At 70.3% G+C, this 14,023-nt stretch carries 11 protein-coding genes and 2 tRNA genes; 7 read left to right on the top strand and 6 right to left on the bottom strand.

What is annotated here, in order from left to right:
* The first annotated feature begins 19 nt into the window (after nt 1-19).
* From gyrA to ACFYXC_RS16835, 3 genes are all read left to right on the top strand, one after another.
* Nucleotides 20-2,626, top strand: a complete 2,607-nt coding sequence (gyrA, locus tag ACFYXC_RS16825; RefSeq protein WP_389552061.1) for a DNA gyrase subunit A — start codon at nt 20-22, stop codon at nt 2,624-2,626.
* A gap of 16 nt (nt 2,627-2,642) precedes the next feature.
* Entirely contained in the window at nt 2,643-3,395 is a 753-nt protein-coding gene (locus ACFYXC_RS16830) for a DUF3566 domain-containing protein (RefSeq protein WP_389552064.1), read from the top strand.
* Nucleotides 3,396-3,583: 188 nt separating this feature from the next.
* Nucleotides 3,584-3,657 (top strand) — tRNA-Ile (locus ACFYXC_RS16835).
* 251 nt (nt 3,658-3,908) lie between these two features.
* On the opposite strand, the gene ACFYXC_RS16840 is transcribed toward ACFYXC_RS16835, so the two are convergent.
* Nucleotides 3,909-4,310, bottom strand: coding sequence for a hypothetical protein (locus tag ACFYXC_RS16840; protein ID WP_389552067.1), 402 nt, complete (start codon nt 4,308-4,310; stop codon nt 3,909-3,911).
* Nucleotides 4,311-4,866: 556 nt separating this feature from the next.
* Nucleotides 4,867-5,418, bottom strand: a complete 552-nt coding sequence (locus ACFYXC_RS16845; protein ID WP_389552070.1) for a WhiB family transcriptional regulator — start codon at nt 5,416-5,418, stop codon at nt 4,867-4,869.
* 351 nt (nt 5,419-5,769) lie between these two features.
* On the opposite strand from ACFYXC_RS16845, the gene ACFYXC_RS16850 reads away from it, so the two are divergent.
* Nucleotides 5,770-6,099 (top strand): helix-turn-helix domain-containing protein, encoded by a 330-nt coding sequence (locus tag ACFYXC_RS16850; protein WP_389552811.1) that lies wholly within the window; start codon nt 5,770-5,772, stop codon nt 6,097-6,099.
* Between the two features lie 334 nt (nt 6,100-6,433).
* Here the strand turns inward: ACFYXC_RS16850 and ACFYXC_RS16855 are convergent, their stop codons facing one another.
* Nucleotides 6,434-7,330: a DUF6344 domain-containing protein gene (locus ACFYXC_RS16855; protein ID WP_389552071.1), complete on the bottom strand. Its 897-nt coding sequence runs from the start codon at nt 7,328-7,330 to the stop codon at nt 6,434-6,436.
* Between the two features lie 349 nt (nt 7,331-7,679).
* On the opposite strand from ACFYXC_RS16855, the gene ACFYXC_RS16860 reads away from it, so the two are divergent.
* Both ACFYXC_RS16860 and ACFYXC_RS16865 read left to right on the top strand, forming a co-directional pair.
* Nucleotides 7,680-7,808, top strand: coding sequence for a DLW-39 family protein (locus tag ACFYXC_RS16860; RefSeq protein WP_213089207.1), 129 nt, complete (start codon nt 7,680-7,682; stop codon nt 7,806-7,808).
* Nucleotides 7,809-8,143: 335 nt separating this feature from the next.
* Nucleotides 8,144-9,529 (top strand): hypothetical protein, encoded by a 1,386-nt coding sequence (locus ACFYXC_RS16865; RefSeq protein ID WP_389552073.1) that lies wholly within the window; start codon nt 8,144-8,146, stop codon nt 9,527-9,529.
* Nucleotides 9,530-9,617: 88 nt separating this feature from the next.
* On the opposite strand, the gene ACFYXC_RS16870 is transcribed toward ACFYXC_RS16865, so the two are convergent.
* Complete coding sequence (locus ACFYXC_RS16870; protein ID WP_389552076.1) at nt 9,618-11,357, bottom strand: protein kinase; 1,740 nt, start codon at nt 11,355-11,357, stop codon at nt 9,618-9,620.
* A gap of 130 nt (nt 11,358-11,487) precedes the next feature.
* Nucleotides 11,488-12,039: a DNA-binding protein gene (locus ACFYXC_RS16875; protein ID WP_151477241.1), complete on the bottom strand. Its 552-nt coding sequence runs from the start codon at nt 12,037-12,039 to the stop codon at nt 11,488-11,490.
* A gap of 182 nt (nt 12,040-12,221) precedes the next feature.
* Between ACFYXC_RS16875 and ACFYXC_RS16880 the strand changes: the two genes are divergently transcribed.
* Nucleotides 12,222-12,294, top strand: a tRNA-Ala gene (locus tag ACFYXC_RS16880).
* Nucleotides 12,295-12,975: 681 nt separating this feature from the next.
* Here ACFYXC_RS16880 and ACFYXC_RS16885 read toward each other — a convergent pair.
* A complete protein-coding gene (locus tag ACFYXC_RS16885) occupies nt 12,976-13,689 on the bottom strand; it encodes a DUF5324 family protein (protein ID WP_389552079.1) in 714 nt (237 codons plus the stop codon).
* Nucleotides 13,690-14,023 lie beyond the last annotated feature (334 nt).

Below are 14,023 nucleotides of genomic sequence, written 5' to 3' on the forward strand. Positions count from 1 at the left end.
GAAAGGATCTGCACCAGCAATGACCGACGAGAACACTCCGATCACTCCGATCGAGCCCGAAGAGGACAGCGCGTTCTCCCTGCGTGTCGAGCCCGTCGGGCTCGAGACGGAGATGCAGCGCTCGTACCTCGACTACGCGATGTCCGTCATCGTGTCGCGCGCGCTGCCCGACGTGCGGGACGGCCTCAAGCCCGTCCACCGCCGCGTGCTGTACGCCATGTACGACGGCGGCTACCGGCCGGAGAAGGGCTTCTACAAGTGCGCCCGCGTCGTCGGCGACGTCATGGGCAACTACCACCCGCACGGCGACTCCTCGATCTACGACGCGCTGGTCCGCCTCGCGCAGCCGTGGTCGATGCGGATGCCGCTGGTGGACTCCAACGGCAACTTCGGTTCCCCGGGCAACGACCCGGCCGCCGCCATGCGGTACACCGAGTGCAAGCTGATGCCGCTCTCCATGGAGATGGTCCGCGACATCGACGAGGAGACCGTCGACTTCACGGACAACTACGACGGCCGCTCCCAGGAGCCGACGGTCCTGCCGGCCCGCTTCCCGAACCTGCTGATCAACGGCTCGGCGGGCATCGCGGTCGGCATGGCCACCAACATCCCGCCGCACAACCTGCGCGAGGTCGCGGCCGGCGCCCAGTGGTGTCTGGAGAACCCCGAGGCATCGCACGAGGAGCTCCTGGACGCGCTGATCGAGCGCATCAAGGGCCCCGACTTCCCGAGCGGTGCCCTGGTGGTGGGCCGCAAGGGCATCGAGGAGGCGTACCGCACCGGCCGTGGCTCCATCACGATGCGTGCGGTCGTCGAGGTCGAGGAGATCCAGAACCGCCAGTGCCTGGTGGTCACCGAGCTCCCCTACCAGGTCAACCCCGACAACCTCGCGCAGAAGATCGCCGACCTGGTGAAGGACGGCAAGATCGGCGGCATCGCGGACGTCCGGGACGAGACCTCGTCGCGTACGGGCCAGCGCCTGGTCATCGTCCTGAAGCGGGACGCGGTCGCCAAGGTCGTCCTGAACAACCTCTACAAGCACACCGACCTGCAGACGAACTTCGGCGCCAACATGCTGGCGCTGGTGGACGGCGTGCCGCGGACCCTCTCGCTCGACGCGTTCATCCGCCACTGGGTGACGCACCAGGTCGAGGTCATCGTCCGCCGGACGAAGTTCCGGCTGCGCAAGGCCGAGGAGCGGGCGCACATCCTGCGCGGCCTCCTGAAGGCCCTGGACGCCATCGACGAGGTCATCGCGCTGATCCGGCGCAGCGACACCGTCGAGATCGCCCGTGAGGGCCTCATGGGCCTCCTGGAGATCGACGAGATCCAGGCGAACGCCATCCTCGAGATGCAGCTGCGCCGGCTGGCCGCCCTGGAGCGCCAGAAGATCGTCGCCGAGCACGACGAGCTCCAGGCGAAGATCCGCGAGTACAACGCAATCCTGGCCTCGCCCGAGCGGCAGCGCACCATCATCAGCGAGGAGCTCGCCGCGATCGTCGAGAAGTTCGGTGACGACCGCCGCTCCAAGCTGGTGCCCTTCGACGGCGACATGTCCATGGAGGACCTGATCGCCGAAGAGGACATCGTCGTGACCATCACGCGCGGTGGGTACATCAAGCGGACCAAGGCCGAGGACTACCGCTCGCAGAAGCGCGGCGGCAAGGGCGTACGCGGTACGAAGCTCAAGGAAGACGACATCGTCGACCACTTCTTCGTGTCGACGACGCACCACTGGCTGCTGTTCTTCACCAACAAGGGACGCGTCTACCGCGCGAAGGCGTACGAGCTGCCCGACGCCGGACGGGAAGCGCGCGGGCAGCACGTGGCGAACCTGCTGGCCTTCCAGCCGGACGAGGCGATCGCCGAGATCCTCGCGATCCGCGACTACGAAGCGGTGCCCTATCTGGTGCTCGCCACCAAGGGCGGGCTTGTGAAGAAGACGCCTCTGAAGGATTACGATTCACCGCGTTCGGGCGGCGTCATCGCGATCAATCTCCGTGAGACGGAGGACGGTTCCGATGACGAACTGATCGGAGCCGAGCTGGTTTCGGCGGAGGATGATCTGCTTCTGATCAGCAAAAAGGCCCAGTCGATCAGGTTCACCGCGACGGACGACGCGCTGCGTCCCATGGGCCGTGCCACCTCGGGCGTCAAGGGCATGAGCTTCCGCGAGGGGGACCAGCTCCTCTCGATGAATGTTGTTCGACCCGGTACGTTCGTGTTCACTGCCACAGACGGTGGGTACGCGAAGCGGACCGCCGTCGACGAGTACCGCGTCCAGGGTCGCGGCGGTCTGGGTATCAAGGCCGCCAAGATCGTCGAGGACCGCGGCTCGCTCGTCGGCGCGCTGGTGGTCGAGGAGACCGACGAGATCCTCGCCATCACACTGTCCGGCGGTGTGATTCGTACGCGAGTCAACGAGGTCAGGGAGACGGGCCGTGACACCATGGGCGTCCAACTGATCAACCTGGGCAAGCGCGATGCCGTCGTCGGTATCGCACGCAACGCCGAGGCCGGTCGCGAGGCCGAGGAAGTCGACGGGCTGGTCGACGACTCGGACGAGGTCGAGACGGTCGCCGGCACCGGCGGCACGGACGAGGGCGAGCAGTCCTCGGACGAGTAACGAGGAGTGAGTCATCGTGAGCGGAGCCACGGGCGCCGGTTCGACCGATACGGATACGGACGGCGGCCGTGGCCCCGTCACGGAGGCGGCTGACTCCCATGACTCTCATGGATCCCAGGGGGGAACTGTGACGGACACCCGAGGCCCACAGACGCCGCAGTACGCGGCCGGTGCGGCCCCAGGCTCGCAGGTGCCTCCGGGCCCGGCGGCAACTCCCGGCCCGAAGGCTCCTGCGGGCACGGCGGTGCCGCCCGCTCCGGGCTCGCCCCTGCCGGGGGAACGGCAGCCGCAGCAGTCGGCTCAGCCGTACCACCCGCCCCAGGCGTACCCGGCGCACACGGCGCCCGCCGGCGGCGCCGCGGTCCGCAGGCCGCGCACCGGGGCGCGCACCACGCCCCGTACGCGCAAGGCGCGACTGCGGGTGGCCAAGGCCGACCCGTGGTCGGTGATGAAGGTCAGCTTCCTGCTCTCCATCGCGCTCGGCATCTGCACGATCGTCGCGGCCGCGGTGCTGTGGATGGTCATGGACGCCATGGGGGTCTTCTCCACGGTGGGCGGCACGATCTCCGAGGCGACCGGTTCGAACGAGTCGAACGGTTTCGACCTGCAGTCGTTCCTGTCGCTGCCGCGCGTGCTCGTCTTCACGTCGGTCATCGCGGTCATCGACGTCGTCCTCGCCACCGCGCTCGCCACCCTCGGCGCGTTCATCTACAACCTCTCCGCGGGCTTCGTCGGCGGTGTCGAGCTCACGCTCGCCGAGGACGAGTAAACGTTGTCACCACCGTCGCACGCTGAGAGCGCATCCCTCTCCGGGATGCGCTTTCGCGCTGTCGAGGGGCGCGTTCGCGGACGGTTCGGGCAGGCCGGAGCGGGGCGCGGATACCGATTTTGGGACTGACCCCGTCGTGCGCTAATCTTCAGAGGTCAGCGCGCGGGACATACACCGCAGAGCGCGGCGGGGCTATAGCTCAGTTGGTTAGAGCGCATCCCTGATAAGGATGAGGCCACAGGTTCAAATCCTGTTAGCCCCACACTACGAAGACCCCCGGTCGGGAATGACCGGGGGTCTTTTTGCGTGGCTTTCGGGCTCAGATCCCGTCTCCCTATTCTGTCCCGGTTCGGCTCCGGGTCGGTTCGGCTCCGGGTCGGGCGCGGGACGACGCGCAGTGCCCCCTGCTGTCGATGTGCAGGGGGCGCTCACAGGCCGGTCGACGTGCCTCGCGAGCTTGTCGGCCGGAGTTCGAGGGCCGGGGGCCCCGCTCTCGGTCAGTAGCCGGGTGCGTCAGTCGCCGGGGCGCAGCTCCTCGACGGCTCGGGCCACATCATGCTCCAGGGCCAGCATGCGGGTATGGCGGTGAATGTGCGCGTACTGCGCCTCGAACTCCCGGGGGTCACGCCACGCGCGCGTGGCGGTCTCCCCGGCCTGGCGCACGTGCCGGAAGAGGGACACGTCCTCGGGCGCCAGGGCCCAGGACAGCGACCTGCCCCCGGCAACGAGGCTCAGGAGGTGCCGGTCGCCCGCCGTGCCGTCAGGTGCCGGTGCCGCCACGACGGCTGACGACGGGTGCAGCGCGGCCAGCCAGGCCAGGAGGTACGCCCGCTCGTGCGCCAGGCTGTCGCGCTCCCGCGCGTACGCGTCGGCGTGCCGCTGCCAGCGGGCAGTCTGCGCTCTGGCCGTCCGCAACTCGCTCCCGAGGCGCCGGAGGCGGTCGACCAGCCCGTCCCTCGCGTCGGGATCCGGGGCGACAGCGGGGGGAGTCCGGAGAAGGGTGCCCAGACGGTCGCGGGAGCGGCGTAACCAGCCCGCCGGTACGTCGAGGCCACGTCGGCCGAAGCGCCCTGGGCGACGGGGATCGGGGAGGGCTCGGTAGGCCGTCCCGGCGGGCGATGCCGCAGGCGGTGGGGTGGCCTGCACGGGCGCTGCCTCGGGTTCGGCCTCGGCCGTCGGCGCCAGGGCAGGGCGTGGAGGTACGCGCGCCGTCGGCTGGAGAGGGGACGGCGGTGGGGGCGAGCCCGGGGAAGGGGACATCGAGTGCTCCGGGGGGCGAAGTGGGTCTGGAAGGAGACGGGAGCGTGGACGGAAGGACGGCGACGGACGTTTCTTCTCCGAAGTGCCGGGTCATGGACGCAGCCGGGGCGGCGCTCAGGCCGGGGCCGGGCGGAAGAGCGTGCTGCCCGTTCGCCGGTAGTGGCCGGCGCTGCGGGCGTTGGGAGCCCGGGAAGCGTCATCCACGGGGTCATCACCCCTGCGGACGTGCCGCTGGTACGCGGAGCGCGTACCGAAGGCGCGAGCTCGACGGGTAGACAGGTAGACGGGCCGCCGGTCCGGTCGGGGACGGCGGCGCGGGCGGGGGTGCCGGAGGCCGCTTGAGGCGCCTGTCCAGCGCGTGGCGTTGAGGGCCGGTCAGGCCGGCGACGATGCCACCCCGATCGCACTCGGGCAGTGCGTCCTCCCGGCGCAGCACAGCCGCTCGGCACTCCGCGAGAACCTCGCACGACTGGCACAGGGCCCTGGCGATGGCACGGGTTCTGTCGGAGAACCACAGCTCGGATCCTCGTTCCGGCACAGGGCGTCCGACTCCCACGCCCTGCTCCGGTCGTCGCCACCGCCGACCGCGCCTGCTCCCCCCCCCGCCCGGACTCCGTTCACTTCTCGCTCCGGGCCGCCGCCCGCTGCGTGGCCTCCCACGTGACCGGTCCCGTACGTACGAGAGCCACGCGCCGGACGCCAGGGACGTACGGGCTGCCGGGCGCGTGCGGGTCACGGGGACGTACGGGCCGTCGCCCGGCACGGTCGTCAGGGAGGGCGTGGGAGAGGGGCCGCAGCTGCTGGTGACAAGGAGGGTGCGGGCCGGTTTGCGGGCGCCGCCGCATCGTGCGGAGGAACGGTGCCTCTGCTGGGGCAGCCTCGCTCGGCGCGGGCGCGGGCGCGGGCGCGGGCGCGGGCCGTAGCGGTGGCGGAGCCTGCTGCGGCGTCGGCGGTCCAGGCCGTGTCGGTGTGGTCGGCGTGGGCGGATCCGGGGCGATGGCCGGATCGGCGGAGTCGGCGCGGACGACCTTGAGAGCGGGGGTCGCGGGCGGACCGGCAGGAGCCGGAGCGCAGCGTCGAGGGCGAGGACCTGCCCGCGCTGCTCGAACGCCTCCTGGGTGAGTCGCAGGGCAGGACGCAGAAGGACCTGGCCGCGGCAGCCGATATCTCCTATCCGACGTTGAACGCCTGGATGAACCGGACGCGCGATACCTCCCGCGTCGATCCGGAACGGCTGCGGGCGATGGTCGAGGTGTTCCGTCGCTGGGGTGTGCGGACCACGCCGCGTGAGTTCTTCGCCTCCGCCGGCCGACCGGTGCCTGGGTCCAGTGGAGACAAATGTGAAGCCCAACTGCTCAAGTCATACCGGCAATTGTCCGAATCGAGACAACGTGCCCTGGTCAAGAACGCCGAAGCGATGCTCCAGCCGAGCCGCATCTCCTGACGGGGTCCCCGTCGGTGGGGTGGACGGTGGCGATCCGTGCTTCTCGTGCGTGGTGCGAAGGGGCGTTTTCCGGACTGGCACGTTTTCACTGAATATCCCAATAGTCCTCACCCAGTGAACGCGCGCGGGTGCGATCGGTATGCCGCTGCCCTCCCGGAGCGGGATCTCTGCTCGTGGAGCTCCCGCGTGAACTGACAGCCCTGGCCACCGTCGACGCCTCCTGTGGTGGACCGGCCTGACCGGAGTCCGGAGTCGGCCTGTCGCGGTGTCTCCGCCGGGGCTCGTCTGGCCGAAACCGTCGGTCTGTGCCCGCAGCGAGCTCTCGGGTCCGGGGTCATCCCAGCGTCGCTGTGCCGGCCGTGGCAAGGACCTGAGCCGGGGCACGGACCGCGGTCGGCGCTGGTACCGGGGCCGGTGCCGAGAACTGGGCCGGGGCCGAGGACTGCGAGGGGAAGGCGACGGCGGTGGCGGGCGCGGCATTCGTGACGGGCGCGGTATCCGTGGTGGGTGCGGCGTTCATCGACGACGCCGTATCCCCGGCTTGCGCGACATCCGTTCCTGTGGTCGGGGCCGCGGCGACGGTAGGGGTACTGATGACGCCGGTCGTCCTGCAGGTGGCGCCGGAAGGGCTGACCGGTGCGGGGGCGGGCGCCTGGGCGGGCGCCGGGGCGGTGGTCCTCGTGCCCGAGCTCGCCGTGCGGAGGTGTGCCGCGCCGGGGTTCGCCGTACCGGGGTCGGTCACGCCGGGGTCCGACGTCCTGGGCTCCGCTGTACCGCGGTCTGCCGTGCCGAAGTTCCCTGTACCCGAGACCGTCGCGCCGGCGAGGGGCGCTGTGCTGTCCGGCCGGTCGACCACGGCTGTCGTCGCGGCGGTCCTGGCGGTCCTGGCCGTGCGGGCAGCGGCAGGGGCCGGGGCGCTGTCGTGTGTGACGGCGGTGTCCGTGGCCATGGTGTCCGTCAGCGGACGGTGCCGGCAGGACGGTGAGGAACCGTGCGCCTCGGCGTGGATCCGCTGCTTCATCGTCGGTGGCAGCGAGTGTGGCCGAGGCCGGGCCCGAACGGGTCCCTCCTGCACCGCAGCGTTTCGCGAAGTGGTCGTGTTGCGTGCCGTCTCCGTCTCGGGTAGAGCGGCAGCGGCGGCGGTCGTCGTGATGAGTCCGAGCGACGTGCACAGCGTGAGGAAGGCGGTGACGATCGTGGCCCACAGGTTCATGACCGGATTGCGGGTCATGGTCCCTCTCTTTCGGGTGGGTGGATTTGCGTACTTTCCTCATGATGTGTATGTCGACCGCGAGGTGACGGACCGACGCCCGTGGCGCGGGGATCTTCTGATGAACACCACTCATATGGGCGCAGCGGCAAAGAAATGCGACAAGAGTGGTGCAACCGCTCTGTCGCGTCTTTCTGTGAAGGCGTGATCACCTTCTGATCGGAGCGGGAGAGGTACGGGAGATATCCCGTGCTACTGCGCCCTCCGGCAGGCCAGTTGAGCTCCCGACGCAGGTCACCGATCGGTATCGGCCGGTGTGTATAGTCGGGCGCCAGAAGTCCCCAACGCCAAGGAAAGACGAGGTCGCGCGGTGAAGAAGCTTCTCGTGGTCGCACTGGCCGCCATCGGCGGGCTCCTCGTGTACCGCCAGATCCAGGCGGATCGCGCCGAGCAGGATCTGTGGACGGAGGCGACCGACTCCGTGCCCACGGGTTCGTGAGTATCGAAGACAGTCGCAGTACAGACCCCGGCCGCCTCGCGGTCGGGGTTTTGTGTTGCCCGCGGCCCGCGGGCAACACGAGACCCCGGATGCGGCCCCGACACGAACCGGATCCGGCCCCGAGAGGAAAGGGGTGACGTGACGGTCGCAGGGACGGGCCGGACGTCACAGGAAGCGCTTGTGTCCCCGAAGAAGACGTGACGCGGCCGTCGGAGGGGCAGGATGGTCGAGGCTTCGCGGGCGTTCGGGACCGGGTGGGAGCAGCGACGGCGCCGACCCAGGGGAGCGCCGTGGACGACGGCACCGGGGTGAGGGCGAGGGCGAGGGGGCACGTGATGGGGCGGCGCACGGGATGGTGGCGCAGCCGTACGGTCCTGACCGGGGTGGCGGCGCTGCTCACGGTCGTGGCACCGGCGGGACGGGCGACGGCGGCCGACCCTCCCCCTCCGTACCGCTTCGCCGCCGACGCCGAACGGATCGAGGGTGCGGCACGGTCCACCGACGCCGTCCGTCTGACCCCCGGCTCGGCCTACCGAAGCACCATCAGGGACGACGGGAAGCTCTACTACGAGCTGCGGCTCGACGAGACGTCCAGCGCGTACGTGTCCGTCACCGCCGTTCCCGAGCCGGGCACGAAGGTCGTGTACTCCGACGGCATCAAGGTGTCCCTTCAGGACCCCGACGGTCACAAGTGCTTCTCCGGGGACGCCGGCGCCGCACGCTTCGGCGCCACCGAGAGCCCGCGACCGCTCACCGCCTGGGCCTCGCGTAGGGCCGGACCCGGTACGTACACCTGCAAGGGCGCCGGTACGTACTCGGTGCTCGTCGAGCGTACGAGCGGGAGCGGGTCCTCAGCGGGCGACTGGCAGCTGGAACTCCAGTACGTCTCGGAGCCCGCGCTGAGGCAGGCCGCTCCGACGGCCGCTCCACAGGTGTGGGACTCCGCCTCCCCGCAGGCGCCCGAGGGTTCGGCCAGGACCCGTGCGGGCGGCACGAGTTTCAACGAGGCGCGTTCCCTGGAGCCGGGCGTCTGGAAGGACGGGATCCGGGCCGGGCAGACGCTCTTCTACCGCGTTCCCGTCGACTGGGGCCAACAGTTCGACGCCTCCGCCGAACTGGGCCCGGCGAGCGGAGACGGCTTCCTGGGGAACGCCCTCGTCGTGTCGCTCCACAACCCTGTACGTGCGCTGGTGGACGACGCCGACACCGGATACGGCGGCACGCGGCAGCGCGCTGCCCTGAAACCGCTGCCCCCGGTGGCGTACGAGAACCGGTACGCCGTCGACGACCAGGTCGGCGGTATGCGGTTCGCCGGCTGGTACTACCTCGCGGTGCACCTGGGTGCGGGGATGGCCGACAGGTTCGGCGACGGGCCGTTCGAACTGACGTTGCGTGTGGGGGTGAGGGGCGCGGCCGGTAAGGCCCCGGCGTACGGCGGTGCCACCGCGCCGCGTGAGGTGTTCGAGGTGACCGCGGGGGACCGGGACGCCGCGGCGAGCGGCAACGCGGCGACCGGCGGGGACGGCGGTGCTTCGAACGAGAACCTCGCGATGAAGGCGGTGGCCGTGGGCGGGATCGGTGCGGGGTGTGTCCTCGTCCTGGGACTCGCGATGTGGACGGTGATCGCCCGGCGGCGGGCGGCGGCAGCAGTGGCCCAGGGAACCGGGCCCGGCGCCGACGGCACGGCCGCCCGGACGTATGGGCGGCCGCGGGGCCGGTGACGGGTCCGGTGCGCCGGTGCGCCGATGGCCCGGTGCTCCGTCGGCCCGGTGCTCAGATGGCCTGGTGACCCATTGCTTCCGAGCCGGCTCAGATCCGCGTCAGCGCCCAGAAGCCGATCGCGAAGCAGACCAGTGCGAGCAGGAGCACCAAGACCGTCACCGCCGCGGGCGGCCCCGGCCGTCGGCGCGCCCGCCGACCGCGGTGCCGCGCGACCGACTGCGTCTGGGCCTGGGCCTGGGACGGGGACTGCTGCTGTGGTTGCGGCTCCGGCTGGGACGGAACCTGAATGTCCTGAGCGGTGTACGAAGCGGTAGAGGCTGTCTCACGCTGGGGCTGCGGCTGCGGCTGCGACTGGAGGTGAGGCTGTGGCTGGTGCTGTGGCACGGGGAAGGCCGGGGCCGCCGGATACGGAGCGAGGGGGAAGGGCGCGTGGGTCGGTTCGTACGGGGACGACGGGGAGTGAGCGGTACCGGGCAGTTCGCGCGGAGCGGGGGGAGTGGGTGTCCGAGGCGGGGGCGGCAGATGGAAGCTGCCGGTCTCCGACGCCGCGGGGGGACGCGGAGGGACGGGGTCTGCGGTCGGCGGTTCCGGGGAGGGGCGGTCGTGAGGAGGGCGCCCGGGAAAGTAGTCGCCGGCTGGGGAGACGGCGTCCGCGTGGACCTCGGACGATGCGCTGCCGTGTGCCGGCGCCTCGGGCGGCGCGGTGCCCGAGCGGACCTCCGGGGAGTCCGCGCCCGTCCCCGGGAGCGGGGACGGCGGCGGGGCGTTCGGACCTGCTCGCCGGGGCACGGTGGAGCGGCTCCCGGCTTCTCTCTGGTCCTGTCCCTGTATCTGCCCCCGTCCCTGCCGCTGTCCCTGCTCCTCCCCGTCCGTCTGTTGCGGCCCGTCCTCTCCGACTCCCTGCCGGTCCCCGTTTCCCCAGGGTCGGCCGGCGGCTTTCGTGGAGGTGAGAGGGCCCTCGGGGCCGAAGCCCGCCGGGAGCGGACCGAGTTGGTCGAAGACCTCGATCAGTTCGTCGTCGGAGCCGGGCTCGGGGAGGAGCTCCCTGGCCGAGACGAGCGCCTTGCGCGCTCCCGTGGCCGTGCGGAACCGAGCCTGTGGGTCCGGTTGCAGGAGAGATGCCACGACCTGCCACAGCGGCTCGGGAATGCCCTTGGGGGCGCTCGGGGTGCCGTGAGCCGCGAAGTGCTCGATCAGCGCCTTGGCGTCGGGTCTGGCGCCCTCCAGGAGATAGAGCGCCACCAGGCCCACGGCGAAGAGGTCGGCGGGGAAATCCGGGTCCGCGCCGAGCAGCTGCTCGGGCGCGACGTAACCGGGCGTGCCCACCACGTAGTTGGTCTCCGTGAGCCGTGGCTCACCGAGACGCATCGAGATGCCGAAGTCGGACAGCCGCAGCCGGGGGCGGCCCGTGCCGGTCGCCTCCAGCAGGATGTTCGCGGGCTTGATGTCACGGTGCACGATCCCCTCCGCGTGCACCGCGGCCAGCCCCGCCAGCAGCTGGTCGAGCAGGGTGCACACGAACGCCGACGGCAGGGGACCGTAGTCCCCGATCAGGTGGACCAGCGAGCCACCACCGACGAGGTCCATGGTGAACAGGACCTTGTCGTCGTCCGCGGCCCAGCTGGCGGGAGCGAGCACATGGGGGTGGTCGATCCGCACCGCCTGCTCGCGCACGAACCGCAGCAGCGAGTGGGCGTCGCTCTGCTGCAGCACCTTGGCGGCCACATACCGGCGCCGCCGGTGGTCCCAGGCGCGCCAGACCGCACCGACTCCCCCGCGTCCGATCGGGTCGACCAGTTCGTACCGGCCGGCGAAGACCTCACCCATGGTCGTGCGTCGCTCCCCCTTCGGCGGTCGGTACGGCGGCCTCTTCGAGGTGCCCGGCTGCCGTGCCTCCGGCTGCCGGAGAGCCCGACAGGCTTCCGGTGGCGGGGCGTTCGGCTGCCGGGCGGTGTGCTCAGCTCTGGTGGGACTGGTAGTGGGCGACCGCGTCGGAAGTGCGCCCGGCTCCGTACACCCGGAGGAACTCTGCCAGTTCCGGGTGCGTCGGGGCGAGGGTGTCCGCCGCCTCGATGATGTCTCCCGCCGCGGACACCGAGCGCAGCAGCGACTGGATCTCGCGCACCACCCGCTTCACCGTGGGCGCGCCGCCCGAACTGGTCGTCGACTGCGTGGTGTTGCTGAGCACCGAGCCCCCCTGCGACTTCTTGATCTCGTCCATACGCTCGGTGGCCTCGGCGGCGCTCACACTGCCGTCCGCGACCTGACCTGCGAGATCCTGCAGCAACTGCACGCGCTGGACCACCGCGGGATTGCCGATCTTGGCCCGCTGGCCGCTCATCAGCTGGGACAGCATGGGCGCGGACAGGCCGAGCACCCCCGCCAGACGGGCCTGGTTGAGACCCAGGTCGTCTATGAGCCTACGGAAGAGCGCCCCCAGCGGCTCCCCGTACCAGTTCCGCTGCAGCTCCCGGGCTCTCGCGGTTGCTTCCTGCTGTGCGGCGTCCATGTGCGTCTCCCCATCGCTTCCCCAAGTACCGCGGTTCGCTCTAGCGAACCACGTCGTGCATCTTACGGAGAGTGGTCGCGCACGGGGACCCCCAATCCTTTTGCGAGATACGGGGGGTGACCCGGTACTCTGGTCTGCGGTGGTGGTCCAGAGGGCGATCTTCTGGCGCATTCCGCCTTTTCGGGGCCTTAGCTCAGTTGGTAGAGCGCTGTCTTTGCATGGCAGATGTCAGGGGTTCGACTCCCCTAGGCTCCACGGAACAGAACCCTCTCGGACCGGCTTTACGCAGGTCGGAGGGGGTTCTTGTCATGCGGCGGGTGAGGTGAGGGTGCGGGATGCGCTCTCGTGGGGTCTGCGGCGGGCGCCCTGATCCCAGGCCGTGATCTCCGGCGCGTCACCGGTGCGGATTTTTTCGAACTCTGCCGTTTTTCGCGCGCTCCCGGTCTCGCGGCGGCCCGCTCAACAGGTCCGGGAGGAGCGGGACTTGACCGTCCGCCACGGGATGGCGTGACCCCGTCAACGTGCAATGAGCATGCTTTTCTCGGGCCAAGCCCCAGGGGGCGTGCGCCCGGTGAAGTGCATCACAAGAATTTCGTTGCGATCTTTGCAATTGTTTGCGCAAATGATTACTCGGAGTCCGGGTGGTGCGGGTGTCATGCGGGGGGCCGAGGTGACGTGGGTGTGTCATGCAGGAGTCGTGAAGGCTTGTGTGAGCTGCCGTGAACGGAGATGCGTAACCAGAACGCTCCGCTCCGTTAGGCAAGTTGGCGCAAATGTTGCACAGGTGGTCCGTTGCAAACGTCATCGCGCCGAGCGGTAGCCGTTTCACGTGAAACACGGCTGTGGGCAGGAGGCTTCCAGCCTCCTGCCCACAGCCGTTCAGCAGGTGCGGTGTCTGAATCGAGCGCGTCAGAGGTGCCTGACGTGCCGGTCGCGTCAGCTGCGCTCCTGCTGCTTCGCAGCCTCCGCCTCGGCCTGCTTGGCCTGGACCTCGGGGTCGAGGTCTTCCTGGCCGCTGCCGTCCACCGACGTCAGACGACCGGTTTCCGCGACCTCGGTGGCGGCGGGCGGCTCGACCAGCCAGTCGGGGTTGGCCTGCTTGTCCCACCACTTCCAGGCGGCGAAAGCACCGCCGGCGAGGATGCTCAGAACGGCCAGCCGCTTGGTGAGACGGCCCGCCCTGGCCCGCCTTTCGTGCTTGCGGACCAGCTTCTCGACCTCCCTGGCCGAGACCTGGCCGCGCAGTGCCGCCAGTGCCGCCGCGCTGCGGGACGCGGCCTCCTCGCGGGCGGGTCCGGCCGCGGCCTTGGCCTGCTCGAGCCGCGGGCGGGAGTACTCCGCTGCCTGCCGAGCGGCCTTGCGGGTACGAACCGCAGCCTCGTGAGCGGCCTGGTCGACCTTCGGCGGCACATGGGTGAGTGCCTGCTCAAGGCGTGGTGCGAGATGGGCGTCGTACTGCGTGCGTGCCTGTTCGGCGGCTTGGAGAGCGGCGGACGACACCTTGGGCGCGAGCTTTACGCGTGCTTCATGCGCGTAGTGGGTGGCTCGGTCCTTTGTCGTGTCGGCGTAGGGCGCCACCACTTCCGCGGCGTGCCGCACGCTGTCCTTCGCCGACTCGGCCGCCGCGCGCACGCTGTCCTTGCGGGTCACGGGATCCTCCTCCTCGGTGGCGTACATGGGGGCTCGGGGCCGTCCCCCGGAAAGTCACAGTTCGCCTTTCCACCCTTATCCGGATCATGCCTGCCGGAGCGCTTCGGGGCATGCGAGGGCAGGCATCCGGGTCATGAAATGGTGTCTCTGGTCGTACTTGGTGCAATAACCGATCAATACGGTGCAACAGGAGCTGCCGACGACAATGCCACGGATCCCCGTGATGCGCGCCTGTTTGGTGTGAAGCGACCGTGGCGGGCCGTACGGCGGTGACGGACGACTGGCGTCGCGGTCCGTGCGAGGATCGGGTAGTCACAGAGGACAACGGAAGGCA

The sequence above is a fragment of the Streptomyces sp. NPDC002701 genome, from assembly GCF_042889045.1.
GTDB lineage: Bacteria > Actinomycetota > Actinomycetes > Streptomycetales > Streptomycetaceae > Streptomyces.

Coding starts and splice junctions, on each gene's coding strand:
- ACFYXC_RS16855 (WP_389552071.1), bottom strand. CDS start 7,330: ATGACCCGCAATCCGGTCATGAACCTGTGGGCCACGATCGTCACCGCC.
- ACFYXC_RS16870 (WP_389552076.1), bottom strand. CDS start 11,357: ATGGGTGAGGTCTTCGCCGGCCGGTACGAACTGGTCGACCCGATCGGA.
- ACFYXC_RS16875 (WP_151477241.1), bottom strand. CDS start 12,039: ATGGACGCCGCACAGCAGGAAGCAACCGCGAGAGCCCGGGAGCTGCAG.
- ACFYXC_RS16865 (WP_389552073.1), top strand. CDS start 8,144: ATGGGGCGGCGCACGGGATGGTGGCGCAGCCGTACGGTCCTGACCGGG.
- gyrA (WP_389552061.1), top strand. CDS start 20: ATGACCGACGAGAACACTCCGATCACTCCGATCGAGCCCGAAGAGGAC.